Consider the following 19,804-nt stretch of genomic DNA (forward strand, 5'->3'; position numbering starts at 1 on the left):
TGACTTAGTCCTCGATGCCGAGCTTGGATTTCACCAGCGCCTGAACGGCCTGCGGATTGGCCTTGCCGCCGGTGGCTTTCATGACCTGCCCGACGAACCAGCCGGCGAGCGTCGGCTTCGCCTTTGCCTGTTCCACCTTGTCGGGATTGGCCGCGATGATCTTGTCGACCTCGGCTTCGATGGCGCCGGTGTCGGTGACCTGCTTCATGCCGCGATCCTCGACGATCTTCGCCGGGTCGCCGCCTTCGTTCCAGACGATCTCGAAAAGGTCCTTGGCGATCTTGCCGGAGATGTCGCCGCTCTTGATGAGGTCGATCACGCCGCCGAGTTGCGCGGGCGTCACCGGCGTCTCGTCGATCGACAGGCCGGCCTTGTTCAGCGCACCGAGCAGATCGTTGATCACCCAGTTCGCCGCCGCCTTGGCATCGCGTCCGTCCGCTACCTTTTCGAAATAGTCCGCGATTGCCTTCTCCGAGACCAGAATGGAAGCATCATAAGCGGAGAGTCCCAGCGAGACAAATCGCGATTTCTTCTCATCCGGAAGCTCCGGCAGATCGCTCGCCAGTTCGGCGACGAAAGCGTCGTCGAATTCAAGCGGCAACAGGTCCGGATCGGGGAAATAGCGGTAGTCGTGCGCGTCCTCCTTGGAGCGCATGGCGCGCGTCTCGCCCTTGGTGGCATCGAAGAGACGGGTTTCCTGGTCGATCGAGCCGCCATCCTCGAGAATGGCGATCTGGCGGCGCGCCTCGTATTCGATCGCCTGGCCGATGAAGCGGATCGAGTTGACATTCTTGATCTCGCAGCGCGTGCCGAACTCGCCGCCCGGCTTGCGGACGGAGACGTTGACGTCGGCGCGCATCGAGCCCTCGTCCATATTGCCGTCACACGTCCCGAGATAGCGCACGATCGAGCGCAGTTTGGTCATATAGGCCTTGGCCTCGTCGGAGGAGCGCAAGTCCGGCTTGGAGACGATCTCCATCAGCGCCACGCCCGAGCGGTTCAGGTCGATATAGGACATGGTCGGATGCTGGTCGTGCATCGACTTGCCGGCATCCTGTTCGAGATGCAGCCGCTCGATACCGATCTCGACATCCTCGAAATTGCCTTGCTTGTCCGGACCGACCGAAATGATGATCTTGCCCTCGCCGACGATCGGATCCTTGAACTGGGAGATCTGGTAGCCCTGCGGCAGGTCGGGGAAGAAGTAGTTCTTGCGATCGAAGATCGAGCGATTGTTGATCTTCGCCTTCAGGCCGAGGCCGGTGCGCACCGCCTGCCTGACGCATTCCTCGTTGATCACCGGCAGCATGCCGGGCATCGCCGCGTCGATCAGCGAGACATTGTTGTTCGGCTCCGCGCCGAACTCTGTCGAGGCACCCGAAAACAGCTTCGAATTGGAGATCACCTGGGCATGGACTTCCATGCCGATAATGATCTCCCAATCGCCGGTCGCGCCGGGAATGAAGCGTTTCGGTTCGGGTGTACGGGTATCGACGAGGGTCATGTGGTGCTTTTCGGTTCGGAATGTTTCCGTTTCGATAGTGCAACGCAATAATGGCTGCAAGCCGCTTTTGCTTGGCGGAGTATCCACCAGGCCCCTTCGGCCAGCCCGTCCGGTCCGCGATTACTCGGCTTCTATGGAGAGCCCCTTCTCGCCGAGTTCTATCTTGATGCCATCGGGTTTCTGCTGTTCCTGATAGTAGAGATAGCCGATAACGGCGACCGCGACCACAAGTGCGGCGACGACGATATAAAGGATATTTCGGTTCATTCCGGCGGTTTCCTGATGGGTTGCGACTCAGATGGCGAGACTATCGGAAATCCGCTCCGGCGTGGAGACGGAACAAGAGCGTCTGCGTCCGGCCATTTGATCAGGATCAATGTCGATGCGGACAAAGGGCGGGAAACTGCCTCCACAAATGATCACTGGAGGGGGAATTCCAATGCTTTCCATGCGCCACTTCTTTGCAGCCCCGGGACGCGGCTCGCTGTTCCATGTCATGGTCGACAAGCTGCGCATGTGCGGCGCGCTGGAATCGCGCCCGAACAGCGACGCTGTGATGAAGCGGGCCCAGGCGCGTTGCGCCGATTGCGGCCGCGAGGATACCTGCCAGTCCTGGATGGCCGAAAACGATCAACCGGACGAAACACCCTATTTCTGCAAGAATCACGACCTCTTCGAGCGTCTCAAGCACGAGATCGAGGCCGAGGAGGCCCTGCAGACCGCGTAACCGGCTCCCGGTTCCGGCACTCCAGCTTGTTCCTCCCTCGCCGGAACCACAAAAGAACCCCCGGAGTACAATCCGGGGGTTTTTTCATGCATATTTTCGGGCTTTAGCCGCTGCCTAGTCGATCGTGACTTCGCTGCGTTCGGCGGCCGTCACTCTGGCGGTCGCTTCCTTCGTCTCGCCATTGCTGTCACCCATTGTCGCGACAACCAGATAGTCGCCCGGATTGAGGGTGATCTGGTATTCCTCGCCATAGGTGCCGTCGATCTGGTCGCGATTGCCCTGAAGGTCGGCTTTCGCCTCGAAGACATCGATCCGGTAGGCGCCCGGCGCGGTGGCATACAGGACACCGGCGTCGAGGTTGACGGTGATGTCCGTCATCTCGCCACGCGTCACGGTGACAGGCGCTTCGGCGATCGCCTTGTCGAGGCGGGCGCGCACGACATAGTCGCCGGGAGGCAGCTTGAACTCATTGCCCGGTCCGTAGCCGCCATCGATGTCCTTGCGCTTGCCGTCCAGCGACTTCTTGCCCGACAACACGTCGACCCGCAGACTGCCAGACTCAACCACCGGGCCACCCTCGGAATATTCGGCATTGATCGTAAGGATACCGATTCCCATCACAACCTCGCGCTCCACGATCTCTCCCGCAGCCAGCGTGAAGCTTTCTTCGGCATTGCTTTCGCCGAGCCGGGTCGTCAGCCGGATTTCGCCTGCGGGAACCACCTTGGTGCCCTCGCCGTAACCGCCATCCCGGACATCGCCGATCTCGAGATCGAAACGAGCCGCGTTATCCACGTCCGCGCCATCGTCGGGCAGCACGCGGACGGTGACGACACCGGCGTCGAGAACGAGGTCCCGGTCGATCGCCTCGCCTTCCGTCACCTCGACCACCGTCTCGGAGACGACCATGTCCTTCCGGTAGCGCAGCAGGTAGCGGCCCGGTTCGAGCGTCGTGGTGAAGACCGTGTCATATCCGCCCTTCACGGATTTCTCGGCGGGATTGCCGCCCTCCATCGGGAAGTAATCCCAGCGTCCGTTGAGGTCGTAATCGCTGCCGCCTTCCGCGAGAACCGCCGTGAATGTGACATTGTCTTCGATAGCTGCCGGTTCAGGCGCCGGTTCCGGCTCCGGTGCCGCCGCGACGGTCTGGGTCAGCGCTTCGGACAGCTCGTCGGCGTCCTTGGCCTGCAGATAGAGCCCGCCGGTGTTCTCGGCGAGGCAGGAGACCTGCTTGCCCTCTTCCTCCGACAGGCCGAAGCCGACGACATGGACGGTGAAATCGACACCGGCCTTTTCGAGTTCGCTCGCCACCGCGCAGGGATCGGCCTCGCAGGTCTCGATCCCGTCCGTGACGAGGATGACGGTCGCCTTGTCCTCGGTGTATCGGAGCGACTGGGCGGCTTGCAGAACCGCGTCGCTGAGCGGTGTCTTGCCCTTCGGATTGAGCCCGTTGACCGCCTCGGCGATACGCTCGCGCGTGCCGGCGGCGGGCGGAACGATTTCCTCGATATCGGAGCATACGCCCTTTTCGCGGTGGCCATAGGCAATCAGGCCGAGTTCCATGTCACCTGGAATGTCGGGCAGAACGCCAGCGAGCGTTTCGCGGGCGATCTCTATCTTGGTCTTGCCGGCGATCTGGCCCCACATGGAGCCGGATGCGTCCATCACAATGATGGCTCGATCCGCGGCCAGGGCCGGCCCCGCGGCCACCATCGTCAGAAATATGAACAATCGGATCATTATGCGCATTACCCCTTCTCCTTGCTTGCGATTGCGTTGGGAGCCCGAGCTGTAGCCGGGTGGTGGCGCGTGACATGTGCGAAAGCGCACAGCGATGCGCATGGATACAAAACGCAAGGCAGGGTTGGGCATTCTGTTAATGGCTGCATGCTATGGTTGCGCGTGGAGCTGGCGACCGGCGGTCCGATCCAGGACGCGCATGGTCGAGAAGAAGGAACGCGCCATGTCCGTCAAACTGATCGCCGCCGCAATCGTTTTTGCCGGCGTCGTCGGAGCCGGAGCGAGCTACCTTCAACACAACCCAAACGCCCTCTCCTCAGCCGGATCCGGGATCATGGCGCTGCACGGCGCGGCCTTTGGCGAATCGCCCGACAGCACGTCCCGCAGTGCGAATGACGGATACCGCATATGCATGCGCGACTTCTCGCGCGTGATGACGCGCAAAACCCCGTTGAAGCGCCAGGAAGCCTGCCGGTGCTTCGGCGATGCCTATGGCACTTGGACTACGGCTTCGCAGGAAATCGCCGTCCCGCTGATCTATCTGCGGCTGTTCGAAAGCTCCGTGCGTGACAGCATCCGCCTCACGAGCCAGACCGCCTATCCTCGCAACGGAAGTCCATCCGGATACGAATCGAGTGTTCGCCGCGCGCAAGGGCGAGACATCGCCGGACAGCTCGAACGAAATGCCATGAAGTTCTCCAGGGACGGCACCGCGAACCCCCTCACGAGCAGTCCGTTTCAATCGATCCTTATGCAGTTCCGCCTGCGCCTTCTTTTCCAGCGCTGCGACATCGCGGCATTGTAGGAAGCGGCCTTACCCCGCGAGAGCATCCCGGATCGCGGCCCATTCCTCGGCTATCGTGCCCCGGTTCCGCGCGCGGCCCGCGCTGCGATACCAGTAGCCGGCATTCCCGTCATCGCCCTCGATGCGGTGGCACAGCGCGTGAATCCAGTCGAAATCCGCCTCGCCTTCATGCGCCTGGCAAATCTCGTGGGCGCGCTCCCATTCCGGCCCGGTCCGCAAATCGCCGGCTTTCAAGCTGTCGAGGGCTTCGAGCAGCAGTTCGTTGGCTGTGGACATGGAAATCTCCATTCAATGCTGACCATTCGCACATTTGGCGGTGCCAATGTGCGCGAAATCCGTACTTTTCGAAATGCTCGACCGAAACCGCAAGGTTTTCTTCACGCGATTTTGGCAAGGTTTACTGCCGGAAAGGAAGTATCTTGCGCTTTTCACTTGTCCTCTTCTCGACAGTCCTCGCTGCCGGCGCACTTGGCGGAGCCGCTTCGCATCTTAGCGCGACCGGACAACTGGGCAGCGTCGAAGTGCTGGTCGCCGATGCGAAAAGCTCGTTGCGTGACGCGATGCGCAAGATGGACAGTTCCTACTACCAGCGCGGGAAAGCATACGCGACCTGCACCGAGGCGTATGGCAGCCGGATGGCCGGCATCAGGACCAACGCGGAAATCACGCTGTCCTGCGAATGCTTCGACAAGGCGATCGTGAATCTCCGCGGTCACGACCGCGACACCGCCCTGATGGCGCTCGGCCCCGGCAGCGACACGACCGAAGCCTCCTCGGGCATCGGCTTCACGGTGACCGCTGAGGCGGGACGCGTGCTACGCCGTTGCGAGATCAAACCCTGGCGCGGAAGCGCCGCCCTGCGCGGAGCGCAGTAAGGCGCGAAACGCAGCCTACCACCACTTCTCCGGCGCGAACTTTCCGGCGGCCTGTTCGAGGACATGGCCGGTACGGAACAGCGTTTCCTCGTCGAAGGGCTTGCCAATCAGCTGGAGGCCCAGCGGCAGGCCCTGGTGGTCGAGACCGGCCGGAACGGCGATGCCCGGAAGGCCGGCCATGTTCACCGTCACCGTGAAGATATCGTTCAGATACATCTTGACCGGATCGGCCGCCATCTCCTGATCCGCGATGCCGAAGGCCGCCGAGGGCGTGGCGGGGGTCAGGATCGCATCGACGCCTTTGTCGAAAACCGTCTCGAAGTCCCGCTTGATCAGCGTGCGCACTTTCTGCGCCTTCAGGTAATAGGCGTCGTAATAGCCTGCGGACAGCACGTAGGTGCCGATCATGATGCGGCGCTTCACCTCGGCGCCGAAGCCTTCGGCGCGGGTCTTTTCGTACATGTCGATGATGTCATCGCCCGGAACGCGCAGCCCGTAGCGCACGCCGTCGTAGCGCGCGAGGTTGGACGAGGCTTCCGCCGGCGCGACGATGTAATAGGCCGGCAGGGCGTATTTGGTATGCGGCAGGGAGATATCGACGATCTCCGCGCCGGCGTCCTTCAGCCATTCGATGCCCTGCTGCCACAGCGCTTCGATCTCTTCGGGCATCCCGTCCATTCGGTATTCGGCGGGAATGCCGATCTTCATGCCCTTCACCGACTGGCCGATCGCTGCCTCGTAATCCGGCACCGGCAGGTCGACGGAGGTCGTGTCCCTGTCGTCGGTCGATGCCATCGATTTCAGCATGATCGCAGCATCGCGCACGTCGCGGGCGATCGGGCCCGCCTGGTCCAGCGACGAGGCGAAGGCGACGATGCCCCAGCGCGAGCAGCGCCCATAGGTCGGCTTGATGCCGACCGTGCCGGTGAACGCCGCCGGCTGGCGGATCGAGCCGCCCGTGTCGGAGGCCGTCGCGCCGGCGCACAGATGCGCGGCGACGGCCGAGGCCGAGCCACCCGACGATCCGCCGGGCACGAGGTCCCTGTTGGAGCCTTTCGCGCGCCACGGGTTCTTGACCGGGCCGTAATAAGACGTCTCGTTGGACGAGCCCATCGCGAATTCGTCCATGTTCAGCTTGCCGAGCATGACCGCGCCGTCGGCGAACAGATTGGCGGTGACAGTCGATTCGTAGCGCGGCTCGAAACCGTCCAGCACATGGCTGCAGGCCTGTGTATGGACGCCTTCGGTGGCGAACAGGTCCTTGATGCCGAGCGGTATGCCCTCCAGCGCGCCGCCTTCGCCCCTGGCGAGCTTCTCGTCGGACGCCTTCGCCATGGCGCGCGCCTTCTCCGGCGTCACCTTCACATAAGCGTTCAGCGCGCCGTTGGCGCCGTCGATGGCGGCCAGATAGGCGTCGGTCAGTTCGGCGGAGGTGACCTCCTTGCCGCGCAGTTTCTCGCGCGCTTCGGCAATGGTGAGGCTGGTCAGATCGGTCATGCGGTCAGCTTCTTTTCGTAAAAGACGTTGTATTGCGTATCGGGATAGTCGGCGAAGACGCCGCAGCGCGAAAACCCGCACCGTTCATAGACGGTCCAGGTGTCCGCGAAAGGCGGCGTGCCACCGGTTTCGAGCTTCAAGTCGGCCAGTCCACGCTCGCGTGCCTCGGCCTCGATGGCGTCTAGGAGCTTCCGGCCGATGCCGGAGCCGCGCACGGCGGGATCCGTATACATGCGCTTGACCTCGCCGAAGGTCCCGTCATGCACCTTCAGCGCGCCCATGCCGACGGCCTTGCCGCTCTCGTCACGGGCGACGAACAGCACGGTCTGCGGACCATCCATCTGCTCGACGGTCATCTGGAACTGGAACTCGCGCGGCGACAGCGGGATGAGATAGTCGTTGAGAGCGGCGACCAGGCCGCGCACGTCATCCTGCAAAGGCGTCTCGCGAGTGATTGCGATCGCCATGAGCGCCTACTCCACCACCTTGGGCACGAGGAAGAAATTGTCTTCTGTCGCCGGCGCATTGGCAACGATGTCGCCTGCCTTCTCGCCGTCGGTCACAGCGTCGGTGCGCTTCTTCATCTCCATCGGCGTCACCGAAGTCATCGGCTCGACACCCGAGACATCGACTTCGTTCAGCTGCTCGACGAAGCCGAGGATTGTGTTGAGTTCACCCTCCATCTTCGCCGCGTCCTCTTCGGTAACGGCGATGCGGGCGAGTTTGGCGACGCGCTTGACGGTGGCAAGGTCGACGGACATGGAATTCTCCGGGAGATCATTCGCTTTCGCCCGCTATAGCCTTGCCTTTTGCGCGGCGCAACACGCGCCGCGCCCGTCCCTGTCAGCGCGATGGTCTTATAGAAGGCCTAGCTGCCGAATTTGACCTTCAGGCCGAATTCGATGCTGTGTGCGCCAAAATCGCTGAGGCCGACGGCGTCACCACCGTCGTCGGTGTAACTGGTCGAACCGACATGCTGGTAGCGATAACGCGCACCCACCGAGACATTGTCGCTGATCGCATAGTCGATACCGGCGAAGACCTGTCCGGCGAGCGCCCAGTCACTGTCGTCGAGACCGGACATGAAATCGACATTGAGCGAGACGAGCGCACCACCGATACCGGCGCCGACATAGGGCCGCCACTTGCCGTAATCCTCGCCGACGATCGCATTGCCCATCAGGGTCAGGAGCGTGCCGTAGCCGGGCGCCGGCTGCGTCGCATCGACGGGCGGACCGACATCGATCGAGTTGACGTTCGCGCGCGCGAAGGACGTTTCGAATTCCACCGCGAAATTGCGGGTGAGGTCGTACCCGATCGCGCCGCCAATGCGGTAGCCATTATCGACATTGATACCGCCGAGCACTGTGTCCGGACCGACCTCGAACGTGGCGGTCGGTTCCTGCGGCAGGTACCAGCCGCCGTGAAGGCTCGCATAGAGCCCATAGGACGGATAGCCGATTTCATCCGCTGCGGCCGCAAGGCCGGCCGAAGAAAACAACAGGCCGACTGTGGCTGCTGTACAGGTGAGATACTTTTTCATTGGGCGTTTCCCTTCGCGCTGCTCCGCACGTGAAGCGGAGAATCAAAAAACCCATCCCGCCTCAAACCTACGCGCTTTGCGAACACCCGTATATTTCCCAAATGTTACAGTCGGTGAGGATCACCCGCGCCAACGGTTCGCCGCGCCCCTGTCAGACGTCGAACGGCTTACCGACTTCCGGCACCAGAACCGTATCGGCATCGCCTTCCATCGCTTCCGTGAAGGTTGCCGCATCCTTGTCGATGATCGGGAATGTGCCGTAGTGGCACGGGATCACTTTCGCGAAGGAGAAGTAACGCCGGCACGCCAGCGCCGCCACTGCCCCGCCCATGGTGAATCGATCGCCGATCGGCACGATGCCGATCTCGGGCTTGTGCAACTCGTTGATCAGCGCCATGTCGCCGAAAATGTCGGTGTCGCCCATGTGGTAGAGCGTCGGTTGGTCGGGAAAATGCAGCACCAGGCCGCCGGGATTGCCGAGATAGACGTTTCCGCCGCCACCTGTCTGGCTCGACGAAGAGTGGTCGGCGCGCACGAATGTCGTGGTGAAGCCGCCGCAATCGACGGTGCCGCCGAAATTGCCCGGATTGATCCGGCTATCGTCAACGCCTTGGCCGACGAGATACATGCAGACCTCGAAATTGGCGACGAGTTGCGCACCGGATTTCTTGAGAATGTCGGCCGCGTCGCCGATGTGGTCGTCATGGCCGTGCGTCAGCAGCACATGGGTCACGCCGTCGGCGACCTCTTCCCAACCGCCCGACCAGGACGGATTGCCGGACAGGAACGGATCTATGAGGATCTGCGCGTCGCCTGTTTCGACGCGAAATGCCGAATGGCCGTACCAGGTGAGTTTCATTGCCATATCTCCTCGCATTGATTTTCGCTTCCCTGTAGAAGCCTCGACCAAGGATTACACGGGCAAACCCGGTCGGCCATGCCAGAAATCGCAATTGAGGACATTCCCGCGTCGCTGAAGCCCGGACAGGTTGTCGCGGGTCTCGATCTGGGCACGAAGACGATCGGTATCGCGATCAGCGATCGCGGCCTGTCGCTGGCGACTCCCCGCCCGGTGATCCGGCGCACGAAGTTCACCGCCGACGCGACAGCGCTGCTGGCCTTGCTCGAAAAGAACAATGCGGGCGCGATCGTGCTCGGCCTGCCGCTTAACATGGACGGCAGCGAAGGCCCGCGCGCCCAGGCGACCCGCGCCTTTGCCCGCAACCTGGCACGACTGACGGACATGCCCGTCGCCTATTGGGACGAAAGACTGTCGACGGTCGCGGCGGAACGTTCGTTGATCGAGCAGGACGTCTCGCGCGGCAAGCGCGCCGACCGGATCGATTCGGCCGCGGCCGCCTTCATCCTGCAGGGCGCACTCGACAGGCTTTATTCGGCGGGAAGCTGAACCGTCGCGGCTTCGTCGGGCGCTTCGCCCGTCTCCGGCTCCTGACCGGCCTTGCGGCTTGCCCACCAGTCCCGAATCGCGCGGCGCTTGCGATACACGACGATGCCGAAGATCAGCACCGTATCGAAAATGCAGGCCTTGAAGAACAACCACGGGATCGTGGCGGGATCGATGTGGAGAAGCGTTCCGTAAATCCTGAAGACCAGATCGTGCAGCTCGCGGCTGAACATCGTCAGGCCGAAATTCACGTCGTAGTAGGACAGGCCGAACCAGCCCCAGAACAGCGACAACGGCACCAGCCAGAGCCAGAAGAGATAACGCATCAGCGCGGCTCCCGGTCGTTCGCCGGCGGGCCGACAAGCGCGAGGCCGGCATGGCCCGGTGTAAATTGCCGGATGGCGGCGACCTGCTTCGGCTCGGCGGCCTCCTCGCCGGACACCGAGCGCAACACCTCGGCAGCGATCTCCACGCCGCCGGCCGCCAGCATCGACGCGAGTGTCGCGATCTGAATGGCGAACAGCATCGTCAGAGCCTGTGGCGCTTCGGCGAATATCGACATGATCGTCAGCGCGGCCGTTACGGTCAGGACACCGGCGAAAGCTCCGACCAGTGAGACCGTGCGTTCGCGGCGCTCCTCCTCCGCGGCGGAGACCGCGATCATCAGCGCCCAAAGCACGGCGGTCAGCGTAACGACCACCACGCCGGTCAGAAGCGCCCTTGCGAACCCAAAAGACAAGGAGAATGCCGGTGAAACGGTCAGCAAAAGCTGCATTTCGGCCAGCAGGCCATGCTCCGCGCCACCGACGCCGCGCACCGTCACGCTTGCCAGAAACGCAATCCAGCTCAAGAGAATACTGCCAACAAGGATTCGCCGCATACCGCCACCGTTCGATCGCCCCGACTATCGGATGCGCGCCTTCGACCCGCAATGTAAACCCTTTGTTAAGGTTAACGGCTTTCCACAGCCCTTGCCCGCGACCGCCGGGATGGGGCAAGAGAGGGTTTCCACCGTCCGGACTCCCCCCGAATGATCCCCGTTTTCACCGCCATTCTACCGATTTTCCTGCTGATTCTGTTCGGACAGGCGCTGCGGCGACTGACCCTGTTCACGCCCGACTTCTGGCGCGGACTGGACATGATGGGCTTCTACGTCCTCTACCCGACGCTCCTTTTCGTCACGATCCTGCGCGCAGATTTCTCGACGCTCAGCCTCGATTCGATCGCCATCGCGCTGGGCGTGGCAAGCTCGTCGATCGCGATCGGCACGCTCGCCCTCTGGCCTCTGCTTCGCGACCGGATGTCCATGAGCGGCGCATCCTTTTCCAGCGTCTTCCAGTCGGTGATGCGCTGGAACGGCTTTCTGGCCTTCGCGGTGGCGGAGAAGATGTTCCCCGCCGAAGGCGCGGCCATGGTCGCGCTGGTCATGGCGGTGATGATCATCCCCATCAATGTCGGATCGGTGGCTGTCATCGCCTGGTTCACGAATCGTGATGCGAACCTTCTCGGGGTCCTGCGCAGGATTGCGGTCAATCCGCTCATTCTCGCCGCGGGCGCTGCGATCGTCATGCGCGCCCTGCCCTTCTCTTTGCCGGAAACGGCGCTCGAGATGCTCGATCTTCTCGCCCGGGCGGCGCTCGGCATGGGACTGCTCGCCATCGGCGCCGGCCTGCATCCGCGCGACGCGCTGCGGCCGAACGCGACCGTCTGGCTGGCGATCACGCTGAAGCTCCTGCTCTATCCGGCCATCGTGATCGCGGTTGCCTTCGCGCTCGGCCTCGACGAGACGCAGATCTCATATCTCGCGCTGTGCGCAGCCGTCCCGACGGCGATGAACGGCTACGTGATTGCCCGGCAGATGGGCGGCGACGCCCAACTCTATGCAGCCATCGTCACCGTTCAGACAGCGGTCTCGTTCGTCACGATCCCGCTCGTCCTCGCGGTTACAGCTCAATTGTCCGGCGGATAGAGCGCTTCAAGCAGGTTGGCGGCATCGAAACGGCTGTCGAGCATGCCGTAGCTTGACCGCCATTGGCCTGCCAGTCGTGTTTCGCAGAACGCATCCGCCAGCCGTCCCGCGCCGATGCGGTAGAGTTCGGCGGCGGCAGCGGCCAGCGCAAGCTGCTCGACCACGATACGGATCGATCCCTCGTCTGTGCGCGCCAGATCGAGCGCGGCATTGAGAACGTCGAGCGTGCCGGCCGCGCGGCGGCCGAGATGTCGGGCCATGTCGTCGAGAATCGCGTCATAGACTTCCGGCGTCTGGCGCAATACGCGCAACAGATCGAGCGCCATCACATTGCCGGATCCCTCCCAGATCGAGTTGACCGGGGCCTCGCGATAGTGACGCGCGAGCGGGAAATCCTCCGTGTAGCCATTGCCGCCCATGCACTCCATCGCCTCGCCGATCATCGCCGGCGCGACCTTGCAGACCCAGTATTTCACGACAGGTGTCATGGCGCGGGCATAGGCCGCCTCGAACGCGTCGGTGCGCGCATGGTCGAACGCATGGGCAAGCCGCATCGACAACGCGGTGGCGGCGGCCGTATCGATCGCCATGTCGGCGAGAACGCGGACCATCAGCGGCTTGTCCGAGAGAACGTCTCCGGCCACGTGGCGATGGCGCGCGTGATGAACGGCCTCGGAAAGCGAGGCCCGCATGAGTCCGGCGGACGCCACGGCACAATCGAGCCTCGTCAGCGTCACCATTTCGAGGATCGTGCGAACGCCCTCGCCCTCCTCGCCAACGAGATTCGCAAGAGCGGCCTCGAATTCCACCTCGGACGAGGCGTTGGAGCGGTTTCCGAGCTTGTCCTTGAGGCGCATGAATCGGATCGCGTTCGCCTCGCCGTTCGGGAGAATGCGCGGCAGCAGGAAACAGCTCAGGCCGCTCGGCGCCTGCGCGAGGACGAGGAAGCCGTCGCTCGCCGGCGCCGACATGAACCATTTGTGCCCGGTCAGCCGGTAAAGCCCCTTGCCCTCCGGGATCGCCTCGGTCGTATTGGCGCGAACATCGGTGCCGCCCTGTTTCTCGGTCATGCCCATGCCGATGGTCAGTCCGGCCTTCTGGGCGGGTGGCTTGTTCGACGAATCGTATTTGCGCGACGCGATTCCCGGCGCCCATCCGCGTGCGAGGTCCGGCGTCGCCATCAGCGCCGCGACGGACGCGCTGGACATGGTGATCGGACACAGATGCCCCGTTTCCAGTCCCGAGACCATGTAGAAGGAGACCGCGCGGGCAACGTGTCCGGGCGGCGCGCCCTGGGCCTTCGCCTCCCAGACCGAACCTGTCAGGCCCCAGCCCGCCGAACGGCGCATCAGCGCGTGGTAGGACGGGTGAAACTCGACCCGGTCGATGCGGTGGCCGTAGCGGTCATGCGTCTTCAGCCGCGGCGTTTCGGTGTTCGCCAGCCGGGCGAGATCCTGCGCTTCGGCGGAGCGCACATAGGCCCCGATCTGCTGCCATTCGCGCAATTGCGCCTCCGGATGTCCGGAAGCGGTCTGCAACAGCAGCGGATCGTCGCGAAACGCGTTGCCGGCGAGCGGCGGGGTCTGGTTGATGACGGAATGTGTCGCGGTCACGGAATAGTCCTGGTTCGGCTGTGCGTCGATCCATCGTAACAGGAAAGACATGATGTGCTGAGTCAAGCGACCTTGTATCGCAGACGGGTTTCCGAAATGCGATGCCAGGCCAATGGCGAAGAGGTCAGGTTTTCGAACCGGATACGGTCTCGACCGCGACCGGCTCGCCCGCCGCGATCTTGCCCGCATTGCGCTCGAAGAAATTCAGTGCGGAGAGAACCGGCATCGGCTCGGAATAGTGGAAGCCCTGGGCAAGCGCGCAGCCCCGCTCTGCGAGCCACGACGCGTCCTCCGTCGAAGCGACACCTTCCGCGGTGGTTTCGAGCCCAAGGCTCAGCCCCAGTTGTATGACCGAATTGACGATCTTCTCGTTGCGGCCGCCGAGGCTGCACCCCGCGATGAAGCTGGAATCGATCTTCAGCTTGTCGATATCGAGCTGGCTCAGCAGCGAAAGGCTCGAATACCCCTTGCCGAAATCATCGAGCGCAACGGAAATCCCATTCGCGCGCAGCTCGTTGATGATCGACTTCGCCCGCTCGGCGTCTTCGATGAAGACGGTTTCGGTGATCTCGACTTCAAGCGAACCGCTGCGCATGCCGGTTTGCTCGAGGATCTCGACGATCCGCTCGACGAGCCGCGGCTCGCGGAACTGCAGCGGCGAGATATTGAATGAATAGCTGAGCGGCGGCACCCAGCCCGCTACGGCTTCGCAGGCTTGCCGAAGGACGCTGTCCGAAAGCTTGACGATCTGGCCCGAATCCTCGGCGAGCGGAATGAACTCGTCCGGCAGCAGGACGCCCCGTGTCGGGTGGTTCCAGCGCGACAGGATTTCAAATCCCTTCATCGCGCCTGACTTGAGATCGAAGACCGGCTGGAGGTAGGGCACGATCTGGCCTTCGGCGATCGCGCCGGCCAGTTCGCGCTCCAGTTCGTAACGCTTGCGGTGCTTTTCACCGAGGGAGGGTTCGAAATAGGCGAAGCTGTCGCGGCCCGCCGATTTCGCCGCATACATCGCGATATCGGCACGCGTATGAAGCTGGTGCACTTCGTTGCCGTCGGTCGGATAAATCGCGATCCCGATGCTGGTCGTGACAGAAAACGACCGGCTGTCGATCTCCATCGGTTCGCCGATCCGACCGGTAATCCGCCGCGCGATACGCTCGACCCGGTGCGGATCGTCGTCGATTTCGAGGAAAACCGCGAACTCGTCTCCACCCATACGGCTCGCCAGCGCGCCGGCCGGCAACTCCGCCGTGATTCGGTCGGCGACGATCTGCAGGACATGATCTCCGGCAGCATGGCCGTAAATGTCGTTGATCGGCTTGAAGCGGTCGAGATCGATAGCGAACATCGCGACCTTCCCGCCGGATTTCACCGCCTCGGCGACCATCGCCTTGGCCCTTTCACCGAAAAAGCGGCGATTCGGGAGGCCGGTCAGCGCATCATGGCGCGCCAGCGCGTTCGCTTCCGCCTCCAGCCGCTTGCGCCGGCTGATTTGCGCGCGCAACTGGCCCGAGCGAACGATCAGCGCGGCGATCAGTCCGAAGATCGATGCGAGTGCAAGCGGGATGACTTCATCGAGTTCCCAGTCCTCGTGCTGTCGCGTGAATTCATGCAGAGCTTCGAACGCGTCGAGATCGTAGAACACCGCGCCCAGCACGACGGTGGCGAGCAGGATTGCGAGATAGGGCCACCAATAGGCCCGTGTATCGGCGTCGTTCATTCGATTTCCGCGCATGGATCGTGAACGGCCCAGAATGCGGGAAACGGATTAAGCCAAGCCTAATGAATACCGTCGCATGCGGCGAAAGTGGCCCGACATTGTGGACTATCGGCACAGGCCGGAAATGGCGGCTTGCGGGCGGGGCGGAATGCCCCTAGAGCAGGGGCAAATGAGCGCAGAACCCGCCTTTCCGATCTTTCCCCATCGCCATCTGCTTGGCATTGCGGGCCTTTCCTATCCCGATATCGAAACCCTGCTCGACCGCGCCGACACGGATGTCGATGTCTCGCGCCAGCGCGAGAAGAAGAAATCCGTCCTGCGCGGGCGCACGCAGATCAACCTGTTCTTCGAGGCATCGACGCGGACCCAGGCCTCGTTCGAACTGGCCGGCAAGCGGCTCGGCGCGGACGTGATGAACATGTCGGTCGCCTCATCTTCCGTGAAGAAGGGCGAGACGCTGATCGACACGGCGATGACGCTCAACGCGATGCGGCCCGATATCTTGATCATCCGCCACGCGGCGGCCGGCGCGGCGGCGCTTCTGGCGCGCAAGGTCGGCTGTTCGGTGATCAATGCCGGCGACGGCGCGCATGAGCATCCGACCCAGGCCCTGCTCGACGCGCTGACGATCCGTCGCGCCAAGGGAAGCATCGGCGGGCTGACCGTGGCGATCTGCGGCGACATCCTGCATTCGCGCGTGGCGCGCTCCAACATCATTCTCCTGAACACGATGGGCGCGCGCGTGCGCGTCGTCGGCCCGTCGACGCTGATGCCGGCGGCGATCGAGCAGATGGGCGCCGAGGTCTTCACGTCGATGAAGGACGGGTTGAAGGATGCCGACGTCGTCATGATGCTCAGGCTGCAGCGCGAACGCATGGCGCAGGCGCTCGTGCCATCGGTGCGCGAGTATTTCCGCCATTACGGCCTCGACGCCGCCAAGCTGGCGCTGGCGAAGCCCGATGCGCTGGTGATGCATCCCGGCCCGATGAACCGTGGCGTGGAAATCGCCTCCGAAATCGCCGACGGCCCGCAAAGCGTCATCGAGGAACAGGTCGAGATGGGCGTCGCCGTGCGCATGGCGATCATCGAGGCACTGCTCGACGCGCGCAAGAACGAGGCCGACTGATGCAGAGCCCCTATTCAGGCACCGCCGTCTACCGCAATGCGCGCATCGTCGACCCGTCGCGCGGCGTGGACGAGATCGGCACACTCTTCGTCGTCGATGGCAAGATCGCCGCGGCGGGCGCCCGCGCGCTCAACCAGGGTGCGCCCGAAGGCGCCGATGTGCGCGACTGCACCGGGCTGACCATCATCCCCGGCCTCGTCGACACCCGCGTCTTCATCGGCGAACCGGGCGGCGAACACCGCGAGACCATCGCCTCGGCGAGTGCTGCTGCGGCGGCGGGCGGCGTGACGTCGCTGGTCATGATGCCGGATACCGATCCGGTGATCGACGACGTGGCGCTGGTGGAGTTCGTCCTGCGCACAGCGCGCGAGACCCCCAAGACGCGGATATTTCCGGCTGCGGCGATCACCAAGGGCCTCAAGGGCTCCGAGATGACCGAGATCGGCATCCTGCTCGATGCCGGCGCGGTGATGTTCACCGACGGCCGCCAGACCATCGCCAACGCCGCCGTGATGCGCAATGCCATGCGCTACGCGAGGGATTTCGGCGCGGTGATCGCGCATGAGACGCAGGACGCCAACCTGTCCGCTGGCGGCGTGATGAACGAGGGCCTGTTTGCCAGCTGGCTCGGCTTTTCCGGCATCCCGCGCGAGGCCGAACTCCTGCCGCTCGAACGCGATCTGCGCCTAGCGGCCCTGACCGGCGCGAATTACCACGCGGCGAAGATATCCACCGCCATGTCGGCCGACGTGATCCGCACGGCCCGCGACAGGGGCTTGGCCGTCTCCGCCGGCGTTTCCATCAACCACCTGTCGCTCAACGAGACCGATATCGGCGAGTACCGCACCTTCTTCAAGCTGTCGCCGCCGCTGCGCCACGAGGACGACCGGCGGGCGATGGTCGAAGCGCTGAAGGATGGCACGATCGATGTCATCGTCTCCTCGCACGACCCCCAGGACGTCGATACCAAGCGCCTGCCCTTCTCGGAATCGGCAGACGGCGCTGTCGGGGTCGAGACGATGCTGTCGGCCGGGCTGCGGCTCGTCCACAATGGCGACGTCTCCCTGTCGCGCCTGATCGAGGCGATGTCGACCGCGCCTGCGAAACTGATCGGCATCGAAGCCGGTACGCTGGCGCCCGGCGCAGCGGCCGATTTCGCGATTGTCGATCTCGACATGCCCTGGGTTCTCGACGCCGAAAGTCTGCATTCCCGATCCAAGAACACCGCCTTCGACGGCGCCCGCTTCTCGGGCCGCGTGACCGAGACGGTGGTTGCGGGAAACCGCGTTTACAGCGCATAAAGCACCATCGACACGGGTTTCGGGAGGGACGCATCGTGGATCTGGCCGCCGCATCGCCGGTCGCACTGACGCTCGCATTCGTCATCGGCTACCTGTCCGGTTCAGTGCCGTTCGGCCTGATCCTGACGCAAATGGCCGGACTGGGCGACATCCGCTCCATCGGCTCCGGCAATATCGGCGCGACCAATGTCCTGAGAACCGGCAACAAGGGCCTTGCGGCGCTGACGCTGCTGCTCGATGCGCTCAAGGGCATGGTCCCGGTCCTGATGGCCAGGCACTTCCTGGGACCGGAGGCCGCGATTCTCGCCGGTCTCGGCGCGTTTCTCGGCCATCTCTATCCGGTCTGGCTGAACTTCAGGGGCGGCAAGGGCGTCGCGACCTTCGCGGGCATTTCGCTCGGCTTTTCCTGGCATGTCCTGCTCCCCTTCGCCGTGACATGGATCGCGATGGCGGTAATCTTTCGCTATTCCTCGCTTGCGGCGCTAACCGCCAGCGTCGTGACCACCATCGCGGTGTTCTTCGTTGGCCTCACCTCCATCGGCTTCCTCTATGTGGCGTTGACGGCGCTGGTCTTCTGGAAACACCGCCAGAACATCTCCCGCCTGCTCGCTGGCGAGGAGAGCAAGATCGGCAGCAAGGGCTGAGCTGATGGCCGGGGCGGACACACAGGCAGGCAAGCCGGTCCGCTTCGTCCTTTCCGACCGGCAGCGCACCGCCTGGCTGCGTCTCTACCGCTCGTCGCATGTCGGCCCCGCCACCTTCCGCGACCTGATCGCCCATTGCGGCTCGGCCGAACTGGCGCTCGAAATGCTGCCCGACCTCTCCCGGCGCGGCGGCAATCTGAAATCCGTGCGCATCCTCGGGCATGGTGAAGCCGAAGCGGAACTGGAGGCCGTCGAGCGGCACGGCGCGCGCATCGTCGGTTTCGGAGAGCCCGACTATCCGCCGATGCTGCGCCTGACCGAAAACGCGCCGCCTCTTGTGACGATCAAGGGCGACGCGGACGTGTTCCGGCGCAACGGCGTCGGCATGGTCGGCGCGCGCAACGCCTCGTTGAGCGGCATCCGCATGACACAGTCTCTCGGGCGCGATCTGGGTGCTGCCGGATATGCCGTGATTTCGGGTCTGGCGCGTGGCATCGACCGCGCCGCGCATGAGGCGGCGCTGGAGACCGGGACTGTCGCGGTTCTGGCGGGTGGCATCGACCAACCCTATCCGCCCGAAAACGAAGCTCTTCTCGCGTCCATCGAGTCAGGTGCCGGCGCATCGATCACGGACATGCCCTTTGGCTGGGAGCCCCGCGCCCGCGATTTCCCGCGCCGCAATCGCATCATCGCGGCCCTGTCGCTGGGTCTCGTCGTCGTCGAGGCGGCGATGCGCTCGGGATCGCTCATCACCGCACGGCTCGCCAACGAACTCGGACGCCTCGTCTTCGCCGTTCCGGGCTCACCGCTCGATCCGCGCGCCCAGGGAACCAACATGCTGATGAAAAACGGCGCCATCGTCACGACCGCCGCCGAGGATGTGATTTCGGGCCTTGCTCCGCTCGATGGCGGCATGGTCCCGCCGCCACCGGTTCAGCACAGCCTTTTCGAGCCGGAACACACAATGTCACTGCCTCCGGGCGATGATCAGCGCGAGGCGATCCTGGAGCTTCTCGGCCCCTCGCCGGTCGAGATCGACGAGATCATCGCGCATACGGGCATCGCACCGTCGAAGGTCTTCCTCGCCGTGCTCGAACTCGACCTCGCCGGCCGGATCGAGCGCCATTCAGGCAACCGCGTCTCGATCGCTCCCGCCGCGTCCTGAACGGTTTTCCTTGCCGGTGATCTCATTCGCCTCGAGGCTCGCCATCTCGATGAGAAAGGTCAGCATGGGATAGCGCTCGGCATCCGTCATCCGCCGCAATTCGCCGAGCATGGCGCCGACATATTCAAGACGTTCCCGGTCTTCCCGGCGGATATCTCCCACCCTGT

Annotated in this window: 23 protein-coding genes; 9 read left to right on the forward strand and 14 right to left on the reverse strand. The window is 63.6% G+C overall.

Annotation, left to right across the window (positions count from 1 at the left end):
- Window positions 1–4: 4 nt before the first annotated feature.
- Together gatB and ACQK2M_RS16115 are read right to left on the reverse strand one after the other, a co-directional pair.
- A complete protein-coding gene (gene gatB, locus ACQK2M_RS16110) occupies window positions 5–1,504 on the reverse strand; it encodes an Asp-tRNA(Asn)/Glu-tRNA(Gln) amidotransferase subunit GatB (protein ID WP_425418625.1) in 1,500 nt (499 codons plus the stop codon).
- A 120-nt stretch (window positions 1,505–1,624) separates the two neighbouring features.
- On the reverse strand, window positions 1,625–1,771 hold the full coding sequence (locus tag ACQK2M_RS16115; protein ID WP_425418626.1) for a hypothetical protein: 147 nt from the start codon (window positions 1,769–1,771) through the stop codon (window positions 1,625–1,627).
- A gap of 172 nt (window positions 1,772–1,943) precedes the next feature.
- Between ACQK2M_RS16115 and ACQK2M_RS16120 the strand changes: the two genes are divergently transcribed.
- The gene (locus tag ACQK2M_RS16120) at window positions 1,944–2,231 is read left to right on the forward strand and encodes a DUF6455 family protein (RefSeq protein WP_425418627.1); all 288 of its coding nucleotides are present in this window, start codon (window positions 1,944–1,946) and stop codon (window positions 2,229–2,231) included.
- 114 nt (window positions 2,232–2,345) lie between these two features.
- On the opposite strand, the gene ACQK2M_RS16125 is transcribed toward ACQK2M_RS16120, so the two are convergent.
- The gene (locus ACQK2M_RS16125; RefSeq protein ID WP_425418628.1) at window positions 2,346–3,980 is read right to left on the reverse strand and encodes a vWA domain-containing protein; all 1,635 of its coding nucleotides are present in this window, start codon (window positions 3,978–3,980) and stop codon (window positions 2,346–2,348) included.
- A 214-nt stretch (window positions 3,981–4,194) separates the two neighbouring features.
- On the opposite strand from ACQK2M_RS16125, the gene ACQK2M_RS16130 reads away from it, so the two are divergent.
- Window positions 4,195–4,776: a hypothetical protein gene (locus ACQK2M_RS16130; protein ID WP_425418629.1), complete on the forward strand. Its 582-nt coding sequence runs from the start codon at window positions 4,195–4,197 to the stop codon at window positions 4,774–4,776.
- 9 nt (window positions 4,777–4,785) lie between these two features.
- Here ACQK2M_RS16130 and ACQK2M_RS16135 read toward each other — a convergent pair whose 3' ends face one another.
- A complete protein-coding gene (locus ACQK2M_RS16135; RefSeq protein WP_425418630.1) occupies window positions 4,786–5,052 on the reverse strand; it encodes a hypothetical protein in 267 nt (88 codons plus the stop codon).
- A 143-nt stretch (window positions 5,053–5,195) separates the two neighbouring features.
- On the opposite strand from ACQK2M_RS16135, the gene ACQK2M_RS16140 reads away from it, so the two are divergent.
- The gene (locus ACQK2M_RS16140) at window positions 5,196–5,651 is read left to right on the forward strand and encodes a hypothetical protein (RefSeq protein ID WP_425418631.1); all 456 of its coding nucleotides are present in this window, start codon (window positions 5,196–5,198) and stop codon (window positions 5,649–5,651) included.
- 15 nt (window positions 5,652–5,666) lie between these two features.
- Here ACQK2M_RS16140 and gatA read toward each other — a convergent pair whose 3' ends face one another.
- From gatA to ACQK2M_RS16165, 5 genes are all read right to left on the reverse strand, one after another.
- Window positions 5,667–7,148 (reverse strand): Asp-tRNA(Asn)/Glu-tRNA(Gln) amidotransferase subunit GatA, encoded by a 1,482-nt coding sequence (gene gatA, locus ACQK2M_RS16145; RefSeq protein WP_425418632.1) that lies wholly within the window; start codon window positions 7,146–7,148, stop codon window positions 5,667–5,669.
- Window positions 7,145–7,615 (reverse strand): GNAT family N-acetyltransferase, encoded by a 471-nt coding sequence (locus tag ACQK2M_RS16150; protein ID WP_425418633.1) that lies wholly within the window; start codon window positions 7,613–7,615, stop codon window positions 7,145–7,147. The genes gatA and ACQK2M_RS16150 overlap by 4 nt, the downstream gene beginning before the upstream one ends.
- 6 nt (window positions 7,616–7,621) lie before the next feature.
- Window positions 7,622–7,909, reverse strand: a complete 288-nt coding sequence (gene gatC, locus ACQK2M_RS16155; RefSeq protein WP_425418634.1) for an Asp-tRNA(Asn)/Glu-tRNA(Gln) amidotransferase subunit GatC — start codon at window positions 7,907–7,909, stop codon at window positions 7,622–7,624.
- Between the two features lie 107 nt (window positions 7,910–8,016).
- Window positions 8,017–8,691, reverse strand: a complete 675-nt coding sequence (locus ACQK2M_RS16160; protein WP_425418635.1) for an outer membrane protein — start codon at window positions 8,689–8,691, stop codon at window positions 8,017–8,019.
- Window positions 8,692–8,842: 151 nt separating this feature from the next.
- Window positions 8,843–9,550 (reverse strand): metal-dependent hydrolase, encoded by a 708-nt coding sequence (locus ACQK2M_RS16165; protein WP_425418636.1) that lies wholly within the window; start codon window positions 9,548–9,550, stop codon window positions 8,843–8,845.
- A 78-nt stretch (window positions 9,551–9,628) separates the two neighbouring features.
- Between ACQK2M_RS16165 and ruvX the strand changes: the two genes are divergently transcribed.
- Complete coding sequence (gene ruvX, locus ACQK2M_RS16170; RefSeq protein ID WP_425418637.1) at window positions 9,629–10,099, forward strand: Holliday junction resolvase RuvX; 471 nt, start codon at window positions 9,629–9,631, stop codon at window positions 10,097–10,099.
- Here the strand turns inward: ruvX and ACQK2M_RS16175 are convergent.
- Together ACQK2M_RS16175 and ACQK2M_RS16180 are read right to left on the reverse strand one after the other, a co-directional pair.
- Window positions 10,081–10,422, reverse strand: coding sequence for a DUF6105 family protein (locus tag ACQK2M_RS16175; RefSeq protein WP_425418638.1), 342 nt, complete (start codon window positions 10,420–10,422; stop codon window positions 10,081–10,083). The genes ruvX and ACQK2M_RS16175 overlap by 19 nt on opposite strands.
- On the reverse strand, window positions 10,422–10,946 hold the full coding sequence (locus ACQK2M_RS16180) for a hypothetical protein (RefSeq protein ID WP_425418639.1): 525 nt from the start codon (window positions 10,944–10,946) through the stop codon (window positions 10,422–10,424). The genes ACQK2M_RS16175 and ACQK2M_RS16180 overlap by 1 nt, the downstream gene beginning before the upstream one ends.
- A gap of 180 nt (window positions 10,947–11,126) precedes the next feature.
- Here ACQK2M_RS16180 and ACQK2M_RS16185 point away from each other — a divergent pair, with 180 nt between their 5' ends.
- Complete coding sequence (locus ACQK2M_RS16185) at window positions 11,127–12,065, forward strand: AEC family transporter (RefSeq protein ID WP_223478598.1); 939 nt, start codon at window positions 11,127–11,129, stop codon at window positions 12,063–12,065.
- On the opposite strand, the gene ACQK2M_RS16190 is transcribed toward ACQK2M_RS16185, so the two are convergent.
- On the reverse strand, window positions 12,047–13,678 hold the full coding sequence (locus ACQK2M_RS16190; protein ID WP_425418640.1) for an acyl-CoA dehydrogenase family protein: 1,632 nt from the start codon (window positions 13,676–13,678) through the stop codon (window positions 12,047–12,049). The two genes, ACQK2M_RS16185 and ACQK2M_RS16190, sit on opposite strands and share 19 nt — an antisense overlap.
- A gap of 124 nt (window positions 13,679–13,802) precedes the next feature.
- Complete coding sequence (locus ACQK2M_RS16195) at window positions 13,803–15,401, reverse strand: putative bifunctional diguanylate cyclase/phosphodiesterase (RefSeq protein ID WP_425418641.1); 1,599 nt, start codon at window positions 15,399–15,401, stop codon at window positions 13,803–13,805.
- 169 nt (window positions 15,402–15,570) lie between these two features.
- On the opposite strand from ACQK2M_RS16195, the gene ACQK2M_RS16200 reads away from it, so the two are divergent.
- From ACQK2M_RS16200 to dprA, 4 genes are read left to right on the forward strand one after another with little or no spacing between them, the layout of a single operon-like run.
- Window positions 15,571–16,527 (forward strand): aspartate carbamoyltransferase catalytic subunit, encoded by a 957-nt coding sequence (locus tag ACQK2M_RS16200; protein WP_223478595.1) that lies wholly within the window; start codon window positions 15,571–15,573, stop codon window positions 16,525–16,527.
- On the forward strand, window positions 16,527–17,828 hold the full coding sequence (locus ACQK2M_RS16205) for a dihydroorotase (protein WP_425418642.1): 1,302 nt from the start codon (window positions 16,527–16,529) through the stop codon (window positions 17,826–17,828). Before ACQK2M_RS16200 ends, ACQK2M_RS16205 begins: the two co-directional genes overlap by 1 nt.
- Window positions 17,829–17,869: 41 nt before the next feature.
- Window positions 17,870–18,472 carry a glycerol-3-phosphate 1-O-acyltransferase PlsY gene (plsY, locus tag ACQK2M_RS16210; protein WP_425420063.1) on the forward strand — a complete coding sequence of 201 codons (603 nt, stop codon included), beginning with the start codon at window positions 17,870–17,872 and terminating at the stop codon, window positions 18,470–18,472.
- A gap of 4 nt (window positions 18,473–18,476) precedes the next feature.
- Window positions 18,477–19,637, forward strand: a complete 1,161-nt coding sequence (gene dprA, locus ACQK2M_RS16215) for a DNA-processing protein DprA (RefSeq protein ID WP_425418643.1) — start codon at window positions 18,477–18,479, stop codon at window positions 19,635–19,637.
- Here the strand turns inward: dprA and ACQK2M_RS16220 are convergent.
- Window positions 19,599–19,799 carry a hypothetical protein gene (locus tag ACQK2M_RS16220; RefSeq protein WP_223478591.1) on the reverse strand — a complete coding sequence of 67 codons (201 nt, stop codon included), beginning with the start codon at window positions 19,797–19,799 and terminating at the stop codon, window positions 19,599–19,601. The two genes, dprA and ACQK2M_RS16220, sit on opposite strands and share 39 nt — an antisense overlap.
- Window positions 19,800–19,804: the final 5 nt, after the last annotated feature.

Source organism: Oricola indica, from assembly GCF_965227485.1.
Taxonomy (GTDB): Bacteria; Pseudomonadota; Alphaproteobacteria; order Rhizobiales; family Rhizobiaceae; genus Oricola; species Oricola indica.